Source organism: Corallococcus sp. M7, from assembly GCF_054512695.1.
On record NZ_CM137252.1, the window covers coordinates 6,732,841 to 6,749,858 of the forward strand.

The 17,018-nt window shown below is 69.3% G+C and carries 9 protein-coding genes and 1 pseudogene; 7 read left to right on the forward strand and 3 right to left on the reverse strand.

The features are described from left to right. The first annotated feature begins 658 nt into the window (after positions 1–658). Together ACX114_RS27055 and ACX114_RS27060 are read left to right on the forward strand one after the other, a co-directional pair. Positions 659–1,567, forward strand: coding sequence for a LysR family transcriptional regulator (locus ACX114_RS27055; RefSeq protein ID WP_459289145.1), 909 nt, complete (start codon positions 659–661; stop codon positions 1,565–1,567). A 57-nt stretch (positions 1,568–1,624) separates the two neighbouring features. After that, the gene (locus ACX114_RS27060) at positions 1,625–2,518 is read left to right on the forward strand and encodes a phosphatase PAP2 family protein (RefSeq protein ID WP_459300299.1); all 894 of its coding nucleotides are present in this window, start codon (positions 1,625–1,627) and stop codon (positions 2,516–2,518) included. 80 nt (positions 2,519–2,598) lie between these two features. Here ACX114_RS27060 and ACX114_RS27065 read toward each other — a convergent pair whose 3' ends face one another. Further along, the gene (locus ACX114_RS27065; protein WP_459289147.1) at positions 2,599–3,984 is read right to left on the reverse strand and encodes a FadR/GntR family transcriptional regulator; all 1,386 of its coding nucleotides are present in this window, start codon (positions 3,982–3,984) and stop codon (positions 2,599–2,601) included. 840 nt (positions 3,985–4,824) lie between these two features. On the opposite strand from ACX114_RS27065, the pseudogene ACX114_RS27070 reads away from it, so the two are divergent. The 5 genes and pseudogenes from ACX114_RS27070 (at position 4,825) to ACX114_RS27090 (ending at position 13,003) form a co-directional block, all read left to right on the forward strand. Continuing rightward, positions 4,825–5,994, forward strand: a pseudogene (locus ACX114_RS27070) (IS3 family transposase). Positions 5,995–6,967: 973 nt separating this feature from the next. Beyond that, complete coding sequence (locus ACX114_RS27075; protein ID WP_459289149.1) at positions 6,968–10,390, forward strand: response regulator; 3,423 nt, start codon at positions 6,968–6,970, stop codon at positions 10,388–10,390. 8 nt (positions 10,391–10,398) lie between these two features. Further along, a complete protein-coding gene (locus tag ACX114_RS27080; protein ID WP_459289151.1) occupies positions 10,399–11,226 on the forward strand; it encodes a CheR family methyltransferase in 828 nt (275 codons plus the stop codon). 15 nt (positions 11,227–11,241) lie between these two features. After that, positions 11,242–11,856 carry a chemotaxis protein CheB gene (locus tag ACX114_RS27085; RefSeq protein WP_459289153.1) on the forward strand — a complete coding sequence of 205 codons (615 nt, stop codon included), beginning with the start codon at positions 11,242–11,244 and terminating at the stop codon, positions 11,854–11,856. Beyond that, positions 11,840–13,003, forward strand: coding sequence for a hybrid sensor histidine kinase/response regulator (locus ACX114_RS27090; protein ID WP_459289155.1), 1,164 nt, complete (start codon positions 11,840–11,842; stop codon positions 13,001–13,003). The genes ACX114_RS27085 and ACX114_RS27090 overlap by 17 nt, the downstream gene beginning before the upstream one ends. Here the strand turns inward: ACX114_RS27090 and ACX114_RS27095 are convergent. Together ACX114_RS27095 and ACX114_RS27100 are read right to left on the reverse strand one after the other, a co-directional pair. Further along, positions 12,993–13,916: a metallophosphoesterase family protein gene (locus ACX114_RS27095; RefSeq protein ID WP_459289157.1), complete on the reverse strand. Its 924-nt coding sequence runs from the start codon at positions 13,914–13,916 to the stop codon at positions 12,993–12,995. The two genes, ACX114_RS27090 and ACX114_RS27095, sit on opposite strands and share 11 nt — an antisense overlap. 85 nt (positions 13,917–14,001) lie before the next feature. Further along, positions 14,002–16,944: a choice-of-anchor D domain-containing protein gene (locus ACX114_RS27100; protein ID WP_459289159.1), complete on the reverse strand. Its 2,943-nt coding sequence runs from the start codon at positions 16,942–16,944 to the stop codon at positions 14,002–14,004. Between the last annotated feature and the right edge of the window lie 74 nt (positions 16,945–17,018).

Below are 17,018 nucleotides of genomic sequence, written 5' to 3' on the forward strand. Positions count from 1 at the left end.
TCAACATTCCGCGACGGGAAACAGCAACATCGGCCAACACGCGGCGTTGAGCCCCTGAATCTCGAACAGCGGAACGAGGGCCTCCAGACGCTGGCGCCTCATTAGCAACCGCATGGTGCCGGACCTCGGGCTCCCACACGGCGCCACGAGTGCTTCCGGCTTCTGGCGCCTCATCCCCCAACGCGCGGTGTTGAGCCACGGGCTCCCGCACAGCCATGCGAGTGCGCCCTGAATCGGGGCTCTCGTCAACCAACGCGAACTGGTGGGCCTTGGGCGCCCGCACTGAGGTACGAATGCCTCCGGATTCTGGCTCCTCAGTTTCCAATGCGCGGTGCTGAGCCACGGGCTCTCGTACATGGATCCGAGTGCGACTGGAATCTGGCCTCTCGTCGGTCACCTCGTGATGCCGGGCCGTGGACTCTTGCGCGAGAGTACGCTCGTCCCCGAGATCAGCCTCGCGATGGCCGGAATACTGTAGCGGCACTACTCGGACGGACGAAGGTGGCGTGGGAAATGGCGGAGCCTTCCGTGGCGTGGACATGGCGCGTGTTTCCTTTCGCCAGCATTCATGCGGTGGAAAAGGCGTGCGCGAAATGACGCTGCCTGCCATTTCACTCCGGACACACAGGTCCTGAATCATCAACTCCTGGAGAAACGCATGGAGAGCCTCTCCGCCATCGGCGTCTTCGCTCGCGTCGCGGAAACCGGCAGCTTCGCCTCCGCGGCCCGCGCGCTGGGCATCACTCCATCCGCCGCGAGCAAGAGCGTGGCCCGCCTGGAGGAGCGATTAGGCACGCACCTCTTCCAGCGCACCACGCGGCGCATGCACCTCACCGAGCAGGGCGCCCGCTTCCACGAGCGCTGCGTGCGCGCTCTCACCGAGCTGCGCGACGCGGAGTCGGAGCTCGCCCACGCGGTGCGCACCCCACGGGGTCGAGTGCGCGTCTCCGTGCCGGAAATGCTCGCCCTGCGGCTCATCATCCCCAACCTCCAGCGCTTCCGCCGCGAGTACCCGCACCTGGAGCTGGACCTGGACGTCAACGACCACTTGGCCGACATCGTCGGGGATGGGCTGGACGCGGCGGTGCGCTGCGGCGAGCTCACCGACTCACGGCTCATGCGCCGCCGCCTGGGCCCCAAGCGCTTCATCCTCTGCGCCTCTCCTGCCTACCTCCAGACGCACGGCACGCCGCGCTCGCTCGACGCACTTCAGGAGCACGACTGCATCCGCTATCGCTTCGTGTCCACCGGCCGAGTGGAGTCCTGGGCCCTGCGTCAGTCCGCGGGCGTCCCCTCACCGCGCATTCCGGAGACCTTCGTCTTCAACAACAGCGAGGCCGTCACCCACGCGGCCCGGGCGGGCTTCGGCATCGCCCAGTTCGTGGAGCTGATGATCCGCCCGGAGCTGGAGGCCGGCACGCTGCGCCCCTTCCTGCGCGAGCACTCCCTGGAACGCGGCGCGCTGTGGCTGGTGTGGCCCCAGGCTCGGCGAACTCCGCCCAAGGTGAAGGCCCTGGGCGACTTCCTGGCGCGGCTCGTCGAAGAGGACGAGGCCGGGGCGAGCTGAGCCCCCATCACCCGGATTGCAGGAAAAGGGTGGAGCGCCTTTATGCTCCTCCGCCCTATGCCTGCTTCCTACCGGACCCTCGCCACCTTCTGCCTGCTCCTGCTCGCGCCGCTGTCCCCCGCCGCCGCGCAGGACGCCTCTGACGCACCGCGCGCGCTGCGTTTCAACTGGACCCGCGACGGCATCATCACCGGCACCGCGGGAGTGCTGTGGATCTCCAGCGAATCGGTGTTCAAGGACAACCTGGCCCCTGCGCAGTGCCGCTGGTGTGACCGCGCTCCGGACGGCACCGACCGGCTCAACCGCCTGGATCGCTGGGGCCGAGGCATCGCGGGCAGCACGGAAGCGTCCCGCAAGCGCGCGGACACCTGGAGCAACATCATCGGGTTCGCGGGCCTGCCGCTGGGCGTACTGGGTACCCAGTACGCCGTGGGACGTAGCAGTGGCGCCTCCACGGAGTTCTTCGCCCAGGACGCCACCATCATGGTGCAGAGCGCAGTCCTCGCCTCCGTCGCCAACCAGGCGGTGAAGTTCGCCGTGGGCCGCGAACGGCCCTTCGTCCATGTTCTCCCGGAAGAGGAAAAGGGCCTCACCGCGCACCCCAGCGACAACAACCTGTCCTTCTACAGTGGCCATACCAACCTGGCCTTCTCCCTCGCCGTGTCCGCTGGCACCGTCGCCGCGATGCGCGGCTACAAGCACCAGGCCGTCATCTGGGGCGTGGGCCTGCCGCTCGCCGCCTCCGTGGGCCTCTTGCGCATGGGCGCGGACAAGCACTACCTCTCCGACGTGCTCACCGGCGCCGTGCTGGGTACCGCGTTCGGCGTCGCCGTGCCCCTGCTCCTGCACGGCCGCGTGGATGACACCGCGCACGCCGCGACGCGGACGTCCTCGGTGTCACTCAACCCGATGGTCGGCACCCAGATGGTGGGCCTGTCCGGCGCGTTCTAACCCCACTCCATCAGAGGTGGATTTCGGAGGAGCCCGGTAGAGCCTCATGGACGACAGCGGCCATGAAGGGCCGTCGTCGCTCACGAAGCAGGTAGGCCTGGGGGATGGGCAATCAACCGCCTGAAGCTCATGGGCCAGCGGACCAGGGACGCCCACGGGTCCATGAAGCGCCTCGCCCACATTGTGAAACGCTCCACGAAGGCCTCAGCGAAAACCCGTGGGTGGAATCTCGATCTGCTGAAAGCCTCCTCTGGAGGCGCAGCGCCCAAACCTGCTCGACTGTCGGACCGGCCTTCCCAGGCCGCACCCATCACGTCCCGCCCTGCGAGTTCCCCATCGGCCCCAAAGGGGGCAAGCCCCGGGGCGTCTGAGGACAGCAACTGCTCGCTGCCCAGATCCACACGGGAGGCCTGAGCACCAAGGCCAGGTGCAATCCCAAGCGGCTTGGTGTCCTCGGCGATGGGCGCGAGGCAGCCCGGTTCGTTGATTGGCGGGAGCCCGCCGAAGCCAAGGTTCGCCCCGCTGTCGGTGCCATCCCCCTCAACGCAAGGAAGTGCCTCCAACACTTCGCTGTGTCCGGTGGTGCCGGAGACACGCGCATCAATGCATGGGCATGCCCCCAGCATCTCGTCTGGCGTGGTGGTTGACGCAGAGGCGCTGGCGCCACCGGCCTCGGCACAAGAGCGTGCCTCAAGAACATCCTCCGGGCCGCTGGCCGGTGCCGGCGTAGCGAGGAGGTCCTCCTGAGGGCAATGGGCTTCGGGAGACCCAGGTCCCTGGGGTGCAGAGGCGAAGGCATCCAGCAAACGCTTGTCGCAAGTATTCAGTAGCGCCGGCAGTTTGTGCTGAAGCTCCTGCACGTTGCGCTCCGACAGTGCCCCCATCGCGCAGGTGGCCCACTCACGCAGCGCCTCACCGCCCAGGAGCGGCAGCAGTTGGGCGGCACCTCCCAGAAATGCCCGCTGCAGGGATTGAACGAGGAGCACGTACCCGGGACGGTCCGCCACCCGCGCCGCCAGTCGCAGCAACTCGAACTCCAAATGAGCGCAGGCGGCTCCCGGCTCCCAGCGCCCCGCGTTCCACAGCTGGAAGCACAGGCTCCCCAGCCGGTCCAGGTCGAGGTCCGAGGCCTTCGCGCAGCAGTCGACCAGCAACTCCACCAACACCTGCCGCTTGAGGCTGAAGAAGCCCTCCAGCAGCCACCGGGCATTCGAAGAGCGCGCGTCATGCAGCGCTAACCCCAGGTTCTCCAGCGTCAGCGACTCATCCAGCGCCACCGCGCGAGTCCTGCGACCGGGGTGCTGCACCACCAGGCCCCGTGCCGCCAGTCGCCGCAGCGCCTCGCGGATGGTGCCCCGGCTCACCCCATAGCGCTGCGCCAGCTTCGCTTCAGGGCCGAATTGCCCGCTCGGGTGCAACCGCCCCAGCGCGATGTCGCGCTCGATTTGCGCCTCCACATAAGCCACGAGTCCGCCTCGTCCCATCCCCATTCCCCCTCCTCGTTTCAGCATCGCCATCCAACCAGAGGGGTCTGACATGGACTGGACATGCGGGCCGCCCGTCTACGTCGCTTGCCGGGGGCACGCCCCTGGGCCGCATGGAACGAAAACCTGTCCGACTGTCGGACAAGTTTTGAGGCAACCGGGCCCGGGCGGGCGCCCCTGTCCGTGCTCCACCTTGAAGTCCACGCGCATGACGTCACGACACTGTCGGTCCAGCGCGGCCTTGGGTCTCATGCTGCGGAGACTTGTTCGACTATCGGACTGGTTTTGAGGCAACCGCTCCCGGGTGGGCGCCTCTGTCCGTGGCCCCATTTTCGCGTCCGCGCATGCATGACGTCGTGCGTGCGCCGCAGTGCTCCGTGAGGCGCGCGTCTCTGGCTTCATGCTGCGTGAACTTGTCCGACAGGCAGACCAGGGTTCGAGAGAGGGCTCCCGTCGCGCACCACTGCTCGTGAACCTGGTCCTGGCACCTGCGAGTTCGCGCAGGTTGTGGTCCAACGCCGCGCTCCGTGAGGCTCTCTTTCTCAACTTCGCGCGGTGCGAATCCAACTGTCGGACAGGTTCCGAGGCGACCGGCCCCGGGCGAGCGCATCTCCTCTTGGCTCCACCCTGGTGTCCGCACTCCCATGACGTTGCGCTCCGCGAGGCGTGCGTCCTCGGTTTCCTGCGGTGTGAACCAGTTCGACTGTCGGACAGGTTTTGAGAAAACAGGGTTGGGGTGCTTCTGCTCGTGAACCTGATTGGATGAGCTTCCCCGGGTTTTGTGGACACCCGAGAAGAGGAGACCGAAGGATGTCCACGACGATGCAGAGACGAGCACGCAGGAAGTTCACGCCGGAGTTCAAAGCCCGGGCGGTGAAGTTGGCGCTGGAGGAGGGCAAGTCCCGTGCGCAGGTGGCCAAGGACCTGGACCTGACGCGCAGCGCACTGGAGGGTTGGGTGAAGCAGGCGCAGGTGGACGCGGGCCATAGGCCTGGCGGGGCGCTGACGACGAGTGAGAAGGAAGAGCTCGCCCAGTTGCGCCATGAAGTGCGCCAGCTGCGGGTGGAGCGTGAAATCCTAAAAAATGCGGCGGCCTTCTTCGCCAAGGAGAGCACGTGAAGTTCGCGTTCATCCAGGCGAAGAGGGCCAGCTACCCGGTGGCGCTCTTGTGCCGTGTGCTTCAGGTGTCCCGGGCGGGCTACTACGCCTGGGAGGGACGGGAAGCCTCCGCCCGTCAGAAGGCCAACGCGGCGCTGACAGAAGGAATCCGGCAGGTGCACCAGGACAGCCGCCACACCTACGGCAGCCCCCGCGTGCGGGCGGAGCTCCAGGCGCAGGGCCAGGAGGTGGGCCGACACCGGGTGGCCCGGCTGATGCGCGAAGCAGGGCTGCGGGCCTGCGGGCGCCGGCGATTCGTACGCACCACGGACTCCAGGCATGGCTTGCCCGTGGCACCCAATGCGCTGGCCCGAGCCTTCCACCCGCCCAAGGCAGACCGGGTCTGGGCGGCGGCCATCACCTACGTCCCCACGCGCGAAGGCTGGCTGTACCTGGCCGTCGTGCTCGACCTCTTCAGCCGGCGCGTCATTGGCTGGGCGATGGGTAGCAGCCTTGAGCGGCACCTGGTGCTCTCGGCTCTCGACATGGCGCTTGAGGGCCGCCGCCCGCCCGAGGGACTGCTGCACCACTCGGACCGGGGCAGCCAGTACGCCAGTGAGGACTACCAGCGAGCGCTGGCCGCCCACGGCCTCCGCTGCAGCATGAGCCGCAAGGGCAACTGCTGGGACAACGCCGTGGTGGAGAGCTTCTTCTCCACGCTGAAAACGGAAGCTGGTGCACCCTCGTGACTTCCCGACGCGCGAGGCGGCCCAGGCCGCCTTGTTCGAGTTCATCGAGGTGTTCTACAACCGCAAACGGCGGCACTCCTCGCTCGGCTACGTCAGCCCCGCCGAGTTCGAGAGGGCTGCCTCCCAGGTGCCGCTGGCTGCTTGACCCACCTGTCCACCAAACCCGGGCAAGCTCAGTTGCCGCTCGTCGCTGCGTTCCTCGAAGCGTGGGTCCTCGGCTGACTGCGGTGCGAATCCGGTTCGACTGTTGGACAGGCTTTGAGGCGGCCACACCTGGGCGGGCGGATCTGCTCGTGCCCCTGGTTGGCGACGTCGGTCACGTGTCAGGCCAGGGTGGCCTCGGGTTGCGGCGGGGAAAGCTGTCCGACTGTCAGACAGGCTTTGAGGCAACCGAGCCGCGAGCGTTCCCTGGCGTATGTGTATGTATTCCTTTGCTGTCCACCGCTTTGGGGTGCGCGGATTCGGGCCTCTTGCGCCACTAACTTGTCGGACTGTTGGACCAGATTTGCGGCAACCGGGCCCTGGCGGATGGCTTTGCTCGGGAACCGGCCTTGGTATCCGCGCGTGCGCAGCGGTTTCCATCCACCGCTGCTCCTCGACGTGCCATACGAGCCGGTCTGACTGTCGGACAGGTTCTGCGGGAGCGGGTCCCGGGTGGCCATTGCTGTTCGAAACGACCTTGGCGCCCTCGCATGCGGACGGGTGGCCGTCCCCTGCCTCGCTCCGTGGGGTGCGCGGCTTCGGAGTCCAGGCGGCGCGAACGTGTCGGACTGTCGGACTGGTTTTGCGGAAACCGGCCCGGGCGGGCTCATGTGTCCGTTCCCCAACTGGGGCTTGGCGCATGCGCGACTTCGCGGGCCATGGCCGCTCCGTGGGGTTCGTGTCCGCTCGGGGAACTTCAGGGCGCGGCCTGGGTTGATGAACTGCTGGCGACTCCGTGGTCACGCCCCTTCTTCGGGCGCGTACAAGGCGACACTTCGGTGCTTCGCGTCCCGGACCTGCCCTGCTGACATGGTAGTCAATCCGTTCACCTTCGTCGGACGGGTTCCTTCCGTGCGCTCCATCCTGTCTGTTTGCCTTCCGTGCGCCCCGGGGCAGTGTCCTTGAGTTCGCCTTGCGTGAAGGACGCTCCGCGCGTCGAGCGCTTCGGACCTGCGCTGCCTCCCTCCACGTTCACCGGCTTCGCCGTGGCGGCGCTCGCGGTGCTCGCCATCGCCCTGCTGTCCTACCGCACCCTCAAGACGCGCGCGGCCACTGGCCAGATGGTGACGCATACGCTCACCGTCGTGGCGAAGCTGGAGGAGGTGCTGTCCACCGTTAAGGACGCGGAGACCGGACAGCGCGGCTTCCTCCTGACGGGCGCGGAGAGCTACCTCAGCCCCTACACCCTCGCGAAGAAGACGCTGCCGGAGAAGCTCGCGGAGCTTCGCGGACTCATCGCCGACAGCGCCGTGCAGCAGCAGCGGTTGGACCGGCTGGAGGGCGCGGTCACCGAGAAGCTGACGGAGCTGCAAGAGACCGTGGACCTGCATCTGCGCGGTGACGGCCGGCAGGCCATCGCCGTGGTGAAGGAGGACCGTGGCTTCGCCGCCATGCGCACCATCCGCGACACCGTGGAGGAGATGGAGCTGGAGGAGCGCTCGCTGCTCACCAGCCGCTATGGAGAGTTCCAGACGTCCGCCAACCTGTCCCTCGCCGTCACCCTGAGCGGCTCCGCGCTGCTGTTCGCGCTTCTGTGCATCGCCGCCTACACCGCCGCTCGCGACTTCCGGGCCCGCGCCATCGAGTCGTGGCTCCAGACCGCGCAGACCGCGCTTGGCACTCGCATGCAAGGCGAACAACGCATGGACCGGCTGGGTGACAACATCCTGCGCGTCCTCGCGGACGCGCTCGACGCACAGGTGGGAGCGCTCTACGTCGCGGCTGCGACGCACCACTTCCGCCGTGTCGCGGGCCACGCGCTGCCTCCGGACCTGGAAGCCCGGCATGACACGCTGGCTCCTGGCGAAGGACTGGCCGGACAAGCCATCAAGGACGGCAGGGTCTTCCACCTGCGCGACGTCCCCGAAGGCTATCTGCCCATCTCCTCCGGACTCGCCCGGGGCCGTCCGCGCCAGGTGCTCATCGCACCCGCCCAGGTGGACGGACAGGTCAACGCGGTCGTGGAGCTGGGCTTCCTGCACCCGGTGCACCCTTCGGACCTGGAGCTGCTCCAGCGGGTGTCGGATGCCATTGGCATCGCGGTGCGCGCCTCGCTCGACCGCACCCGCCTGGAACAACTGCTGGAAGAGACGCAGCGCCAGGCCGAGGAGCTCCAGGCCCAGCAGGAGGAGCTGCGCGTCTCCAATGAAGAGATTGAAGAGCAGAGCAGCGTCCTCAAGGAGTCCCAGGCGCGGCTGCTGAACCAGCAGGTGGAACTGGAGCAGACCAACGCCCAACTGGAGTCCCAGGCGCGCCTCCTGGAGAACCAGCGCGACGACCTGGCCCTGGCGCAGGTCACCCTCTCCGAGAAGGCCGCGGAGCTGGAGCGCACCAACCGATACAAGAGCGAGTTCCTGGCCAACATGAGCCACGAGCTGCGCACACCGCTCAACAGCTCGCTCATCCTCGCGAAGCTGCTGGCGGACAACAAGGAGGGCAACCTCACCGCCGAACAGGTGAAGTTCGCGCAGACCATCGGCTCCGCGGGCAACGACCTGCTCGCCCTCATCAATGACATCCTGGACCTGTCGCGCATCGAAGCGGGCCGGGTGGACGTGCTGCTGGAGTCCGTGAGCCTCCAGCCCTTCGTGGAGAACCTGGACCGCACCTTCCATCCCGTGGCCGCGCAGAAGGGCCTGCGCTTCACCACCACCGTCGCTCCAGACGTGCCAGCCACGATGGAGACGGATCCCCGGCGGCTGGGACAGGTGCTCAAGAACCTGCTCGCCAATGCCTTCAAGTTCACGGAAGCCGGCGAGGTGACCCTCACCGTCGCCACGGAAGGCCCGGGGCACGTGACGTTCAGCGTGCGCGACTCCGGCATCGGCATTCCGAGTGAGCTCCAGGGGCTCATCTTCGAGGCCTTCCGGCAGGCCGACGGCAGCACCCACCGCAAGTACGGCGGCACCGGCCTCGGCCTGTCCATCTCGCGAGACCTGGCGCGGCTCCTGGGCGGTGACGTCACCGTGCGCAGCACGCCGGGCGAGGGCAGCACCTTCACCGTCACCCTCCCCTTCCGGCCGGGCCCCCCCGCGCCCGCGGTTCGCGAGCCGCCTCCCCCTGTCCCCGTCGCTCCCGTGACCACGCCCCGCCCCCAGCCCGCGCCTCCCTCCGGCCTAGAGGACGACCGCGAGCGGCTCACCTCCGGCTCGCGCGTGCTGCTGGTGGTGGAGGACGACGCCCGCTTCGCCCTCATCCTGCGCGACCTGGCTCGCGAGCTGGGCTTCCAGTGCATCCTGTCCTCCACCGCCACGGATGGCCTGGAAGCGGCGCTCGGCCATGCTCCCCATGCCATCATCCTGGACATGAACCTGCCGGATCACTCCGGCCTCACGGTGCTGGATCAGCTCAAGCGCAACCCGCGCACGCGCCATATCCCCGTGCATGTGCTGTCCGCGTCGGACCGGACGCGCGAGGCGCTGGAACTGGGCGCGGTGGGCTTCGCGCTCAAGCCCGTGCAGCGCGAGCAACTGCTGGATGTCTTCCGCGCGCTGGAGACGAAGTCCGCGCCGGGCACCCGCCGCGTGCTGGTGCTGGAGGACGACGCCCGCCAGCGCGAGAGCATCCAGAAGCTGCTCGAAACAGAGGACGTGGAGGTGGAGTGCGTCGCCACCGCGCACGACGCGCTCCAGCGGCTGCGCGAGCACACCTTCGACTGCATGGTGATGGACCTGCACCTGCCGGACCTGAGCGGCCAGGACTTCCTGGAGCGCATGGCCGCCGAGGAGGCCGTCTCCTTCCCGCCCGTCATCGTCTACACCGGCCACACGCTCAGCCGCGATGAAGAGCAGCAGCTGCGCCGCTTCTCCCGCTCCATCATCATCAAGGGCGTGCGCTCCCCGGAGCGGCTCCTGGACGAGGTGACGCTGTTCCTGCACCAGGTGGAGTCGCGCCTGCCGCCGGAGCACCAGCGCATGCTCCAGGCCGCGCGCGACCGCGAGTCCACGCTGGAGGGGCGCCGCATCCTCGTGGTGGAGGACGACGTGCGGAACATCTTCGCCCTCTCCAGCGTGCTGGAGCCCCGGGGCGCGAAGGTGGAGATCGCCCGCAACGGCAAGGAGGCCCTGGCCCTGTTGACGAAGAGCCTGGCCCAGCCGCGGCTCGCGGTGGACCTGGTGCTGATGGACATCATGATGCCGGAGATGGACGGCATCACCGCCACGCGCGAAATCCGCAAGCACGATGCCTGGCGCAAGCTGCCCATCATCGCGCTCACCGCGAAGGCCATGCGCGACGACCAGGAGAAGTGCCTCCAGGCCGGCGCCAACGACTACATCGCCAAGCCACTCGACGTGGAGAAGCTGCTGTCGCTCCTGCGCGTGTGGATGCCCAAGGGGTGAGGCCGAGCATGCTCGACGTGGCGACCAAGGAATTCGACATCGAGCTGCGGCTGCTGCTCGAGGCGCTCTACCTGAAGTACCACTACGACTTCCGCGGCTACGCGGAGTCCTCCCTCAAGCGCCGGCTGGCCCAGGCCGCCGAGCACCTCGGCTGCGCCACCCTGTCCCAGCTCCAGGACCGGATGCTGCACGAACCCGCGCTGTTCCCCGTGCTGCTGGACTACCTCACCGTGCAGGTGAGCGAGCTGTTCCGCGACCCGTCCTACTTCCGAAGCCTGCGCGAGCACGTGGTGCCGGTGCTGCGCACCTACCCGTCGCTCAAGGTGTGGGTCGCCGGGTGCAGCACGGGAGAAGAGGCGTGGTCCCTGGCCATCCTCCTGCGCGAGGAGGGGCTCCTGGAGCGCACGCTCATCTACGCCACGGACATCAACCCCACCGCGCTCCAGCGCGCGGAGGCCGGCGTGTACGCGGTGGACCGCATCGCGTCCTTCACGCAGAACCATCACCTGTCAGGCGCGCGCTCGTCGCTGTCCGACTACTACACCGCCGCGTATGGCGGCGCGGTGTTCGACCGGTCGCTCAAGGGGCACATCGTCTTCTCGGACCACAGCCTGGCCACCGACAGCGTCTTCGCGGAGGTGCAGCTCCTGTCGTGCCGCAATGTGCTCATCTACTTCAACCGCGAGCTGCAGGAGCGCGCGCTGGGATTGTTCGCGGAGTCGCTCTGTCACAAGGGGTTCCTGGGCCTGGGTGCGCGCGAGTCGCTGCGCTTCTCCTCGCACGAGGCCTCGTTCACCCCCGTCGTCCCCGAGGACCGGCTCTACCAGAAGCGCTAGGGAGGACCCGCCGCCATGCCCACTCCGCGCCCCGCTCCGCCCGCTGGCCGCGTCGACGCCATCGTCATCGGTGCGTCCGCGGGAGGGGTGGATGCCCTGACACACCTGCTGCCCGCGCTGCCCACGAACTTCCGGCCCGCGGTCCTCGTCGTCCTGCACCTGCCGCGCAGTCTCCCCAGCCTGCTGCCGGAGGTGTTCGCCGCCCGGTGCTCGCTGCCGGTGCACGAGGCGGGGGACAAGCAGCCGATCCAGCCGGGGACCCTCTACTTCGCGCCCCCCAACTACCACCTGCTCGTGGACCGGGACGCGAAGGGGCCATCGCTCGCGCTGTCCACGGACGCCCCCGTCCACTTCTCCCGCCCCGCCATCGACGTGCTCTTCGAGTCCGCCGCGGCCGTCTATGGCCCGCGCCTGGGCGGCGTCATCCTTTCGGGCGCCAACGCGGATGGAGCGCTGGGGCTCCAGGCGGTGAAACGCCGCGGAGGCGCCACCCTGGTGCAGGCGCCCCACACTGCTCGTTCACCCGCGATGCCCCAGGCGGCGATCGCGGCCGGGCCGGTGGATTTCGTGCTGCCTCTTGAACAGATGCCCGCCGTCTTCCGGGCATGGGGAGATGGCGGTGCTATCTGACCTGTCCGTCCTCAGCAAGGAGCCCCTGCCCGTGGCCTCCCGGGTGAAGTGCCTGCTCGTCGATGACCTGGAGGAGAACCTCCTGGCGCTCTCCGCCGTGCTGCGGCGTGACGACGTGGAGGTGCACTGCGCCCGCTCCGGTGCGGAGGCACTGGAGTTGCTGCTGCAACACGAGTTCGCGCTCGCGCTCGTGGACGTGCAGATGCCGGAGATGGACGGCTTCGAGCTGGCGGAGCTGATGCGCGGCTCCGAGCGCACCCGCGAAGTGCCCATCATCTTCGTCACCGCGGGCGGGGGCGACCCCTGGCGTACCTTCAAGGGCTACGAGGCCGGCGCGGTGGACTTCCTCTATAAGCCGCTGGAGGCCCACGCGCTGCGCGGCAAGGCGGAGGTCTTCTTCCAGATGCACCGCCAGAAGCAGCAGCTGGCGCAGCAACTGGACACGCTCGCGGAGACCCTGCGCCTCAACGAGATGTTCACCGCGGTGCTGGGCCACGACCTGAGAAATCCCCTCTCCGCCATCCTCACCGCGGCGGACCTGCTCCAGCGCCGTTCGGATGATGAGGCCGTGAAGAAGACGGCCACGCGGATGATGGCCGCCGGCAAGCGCATGGGCCGGATGATTGAAGACGTGCTGGACCTGGCGCGCGCACGGCTGGCCGGCGGGATCCCGCTGCGCCGCGGAGAGACGGACTTCGGGCAGCTGGTGCAGCGCATGGTGCAGGAGCACCAGACGGCGTGGCCGCGCCACCGCATCGAGGTGCGGCAGGACGGCGACCTCGTGGGGGACTGGGACGCGGACCGGCTGGCGCAGGTGGCCTCCAACCTCATCGGCAACGCGCTCCAACATGGCGACGCCACGGAGCCGGTGCGCATCCTCGTGGACGGCACGCGCGACGACGCGCTGCACTTCACCATCACCAACGTGGGCGTCATCCCCGCCCACCTGCTGCCCTTCCTCTTCGACCCGTTCCGCGGCGGCCAGCAGCGCCGGGGCCGGGGCGAGGGCCTGGGCCTGGGGCTCTACATCGTCCAGCAGATCATCCACGCGCATCAGGGCGGCGTGGAGGTGCTCTCCGGCACCGGGCCCTACACGGAGTTCCGCGTGGAGCTGCCGCGCAAGGGCGTGGAGATCATCAAGCTGTAGCGCCGTTGTCCGCGGGCACGCTGCCCGGCCCGTCCGACTCGTCCAGCGGCGGCAGCGTGTGCAGCCCCCAGCGCTGTCCCGCCTGCCAGGTGGCGACTCCGGAGACGCCCCAGCCGGCGCGCTGGGCCTCGCGGCCCTCGAACTCCAGCCAGAAGACGGAGGTGTCCGGCCGGGCCGCCTGGTCCAGGCATGCCACGCGCGACAGCGTGCGTCCGTGCGAATCCAGCGCCACGGCGAAGGGCTTGTGCGAGTGGCCACAGAGCACCCACTTCGGGTGCACCGTGTCCACGAGCTTGCGCGTCACCGGGTTGCCAATCCACGGCGAGGGCAGCGGGCGCGCGGGGGCCAGCCGTTCGTCGCGGGCCTTCTGCACGATGCCCCGGGGCCACTCGTGCACGAGCAACAGGTCCACGTCCCGCAGCGCGGCCACCTGCTCCACCTCCGGCGTGCGGAAGTAGCCCGCCTGCTTCGCCGTATCCAGCGACGTGGGCCGCTTCAGCGGCTGGTCGATGAAGCGCGGCGCGTGGATGCCGGACAGGTACGCCACGCGCAGGGGGCCCAGGGTGCGCAGGCCCGCGCGCCCCAGGTAGTGGACGTCCGGGGCCAGCTCGCCGCCCTCTGGCAGGTCGTGCAGGGCTTCGAAGTCCTCGTTGTTGCCGCCAATGAAGTACAGCGGCCGCTTCACGCGGCGGATGCCGTCCGCGTACTCGGCGAACTCGGCGGGCATGGAGCGCTTGGCGGCCTTGCGCCGGTGGTCGTCCGCGTGGCGGAAGGCCTCCACGTCCCCCACCGCCAGCACCAGGTCCACCTTGCGGCCGCGCGCCTGCTCCAGCGCATCCAGCCACGCCTCCACCCGGTGGAAGCGTCCATGGATGTCACCCAGCGCGGCGACGAGGAGGGAGTCCTGCGGCATGTCCTTCACTCAAGGCCTCCCGCCCCGCCCTGTCGAGTCATCCGCCCCGGTCACTTTCCAGTGACGGACGAATGGCCGCCCTGGGCTACGGGCAACCCAGCGGATAGGTGACCTCCACCACGGCACCCGGGAGCGGGGCGCGCAGCCGGTCGAAGATGACTGCGTTGGCCCGCGCGTCATAGGACCAGCCGTCCGTCACGGGCAGCCCGTCCACCCGGACGGAGATGGCGCCGGGGTCCTCCGGCAGCTCCGACAGGGGGAAGGCGCGGTTGGGCCCGAAGGCGCTCTCCGACAGCTTCTCCAGCGACGCGGCCCAGTTGGGCGTGCAGATGCTGTCCACCACGCCGTTGAGCTTCCGGGCCAGCTCCATGTACCGGCTGCCGGAGCTGCTGGAGGTGGTGCAGGTCGTCAGGTCCTCCGGGCCCACCACGGCGTTGAAGCTCACCTTGGACGGGTCGTTCCCCTTCAGGGCCAGGAGGTAGGTCTCGTAGAAGGCCACCGGCTGGGAGCTGAAGTCCTCCTCGTCCGACAGGACGATGACGGCCAGCTTCGCCTCTTCACGCAGGAAGCCGCCGTTGCCGTCGCTGGCCTGGGGCGTGCGCGGGTCGTCCAGATCGTAGAGCAGCGGATCCGACAGCGCGCGGTACGTCGCGTCCAGGCCCTGCTCGTTCCAGTGGCACACGCCCACGTGCGTGTTGGTGGCGAAGACGCCGGCCGCGTTGGGCGTCTCCGGCGTGATGATGCGCGGGCTGGAGCCGTCCACGGGGAACAGGCGCCCGTTCTCACCGCCCTGCGCGCCGCCGGGGCACTCGGACCAGCCGCCCGGGGACGGGTCCAGGCCGGTGGTGGTGACGCCGATGCGGTAGTCCACCTGCGCGGCGGTGGCCGCGGACAGGAAGGCCGCGAAGTTCTCACCCAGGCTCTGCTGCTCCTCCATCATGGAGCCCGAGTTGTCCACGACGAAGAGCACGTCCACGCGCGCCTCCGACTGCTGGACGAAGCGGTCCGTCTGGTCCGTCTTCGCCAGGCCCCGCCCCACGAGCCCCGCGTTGTAGATGGCGCCGTCCTTCAGCGTGAAGCGCACCGTCGCCGCGTCCTCGCCCTCCACCACGGGCGCGTACTTCGCGGTGAGCTTCACCCGCCCGCCCGCGGGAATGGTGGCGGGCAGCGCGCCGGACACGGCGAACTCCTGGCCCGGCTGCTCCAGCTTCATGCCCGTCACCTTCACGTCCCCCGGACAGTCGTTGTAGGCCATGAACTCGCGGGTGCGCGGGCCGCACGCCAGCCGGCTGATGCCGAAGTCCACCGTGGTGGGCTGCACGGAAAAGCACCCCTGCACGCCCCGGCCCACCAGGTTCACCAGCGGGTGGCCGCGCGTGGGGTGGCTCACCCAGCCCTCCGCGAGCCCCTGGAACTCGCCTTCAGCGGCGGGGCGGAAGCGCACGAGGAGCGTGGCCTTCTTGCCGGGCTCCAGCACGCTGTTGGCCACCGTCGTCGCGCGGAAGGCGGGGTCCGACCCCGACGCGAGCTGGAGCCCCGCCAGGAAGCACGCCTCCGTGCCGGTGTTGCGCAGCGTCACCCCCAGCGCCACCTCCGAGCCCACCGGCACCTGGCCGAAGTCCAGCACGGACGGCAGCGCGTACTCGCACGGCTTGAAGGCCTTGCCCTCGCCCGCCAGCGTCACGCCGTCCGTGGCGCTGGAGGTGCGCTGGGTGGAGGTGACGGCCAGCTGCCCACTGCTCGCGCTGCCCACGCCCGCGCGAGGGCTGAAGGTGATGCCCACCTTCAGCGAGCCCCCCGGCGCCACCGGCTGGCTGGAGGGCGGCTGCGCGAGCGTGAAGTAGCCGCCCGCCTGCGTGGTGAGGTGGAGCCCGGTGACGGTGGTCTCCTCGCGGCAGTGGTTGTTCACAGTGACGTCGCGCGTGGCCGTCATGCCGAAGGCCACCGGCCCGAAGTCCAGGTGCGCGGGCGTGACCTCCACGCACGACGCGCCGGCCTCGCCCGTCAGCGTCACCTTGGGGCCGGGAGAGGTCGTCTTCGGCTTGCGCACGGCGACCTCCACGCGGCCGTCACGCACCCGGCCCGCCACCACCGGCGAGAAGGCCACGCGCAGCTCCACCACCCCGCCCGGCGCCAGCACGTCGTTGGGGAGCGCGGGCGCGCTCACCACCTTGAACACGCCGGACGGGTCCTCCAGGAGCGACGCGCCCTTGTAGCTGAGCGGCTCGGAGCCCAGGTTGCGCACCGTGATGCGCTCCTCGGCGGTGGCGCCCACCGCCACCCGGCCGAAGTCCACGCGCAGCGGCGTCACCTCCAGCGCGCCGGCGACGCCCATCCCCGTGAGCCGCACCACCGCGGGCTCGCAGCCGTCGCACACGGCGACGTGCAGCTCCGCCTCCGCGTTGCCCAGCCGCACGGGGCTGAAGGCCACCGGCACCTTGCGCGTCTCATGCGGCGCCAGCGAGGACGGCAGCCCCGCTCCCGCGGAGAACTGGTCCTTGTCCGCGCCCTCCACCGACAGCACCAGCGGGCTCTCCACGTCGGAGGGGTTGCGCACCGTCACCTCGCGCATCTCCACCAGCCCCAGGTTCACGTTGCCGAAGTCGAGCGCGGACTCCGGCACCTCCACCAGCGCCTTCACGCCGCGCCCGCTGACGGGCACCTGCGTCGCCGCGCCGCCAGACGCGTCCGTGAACAGCTCCAGCTGCCCCTGCACCGCGCCCTCCACGTCGGGAGAGAAGCGCACTTCAATCTCGTGCTCCGCGCCGGCCGTCAGCGTGAAGGGCTCGAACGCTGGGACGCTCACGTTGGGCAGCGACGAGCGCGCGCCCTCCACGCGGTACGACGCGCGTCCCTGGTTCGCCAGCCGCAGCGTCATCGTCTTGGTGCGCCCCACGGCGGCGGGGCCGAACTCCAGGAGCTCCGGCCTCGCCGCGAAGCCTGTGCGTGCCTGCTGTGAAGTGGGTCGCTCACACGCCGTCGCCGCCGCCACCACCACCGCCAACACCAGCCATCGGAGTCCACGCATACAGAGTCCCCCATTTCCTACGCACGGCACCGGTGTCCCCCCACACAGCACTGCGCGTGGATCCGGTCGGCGTA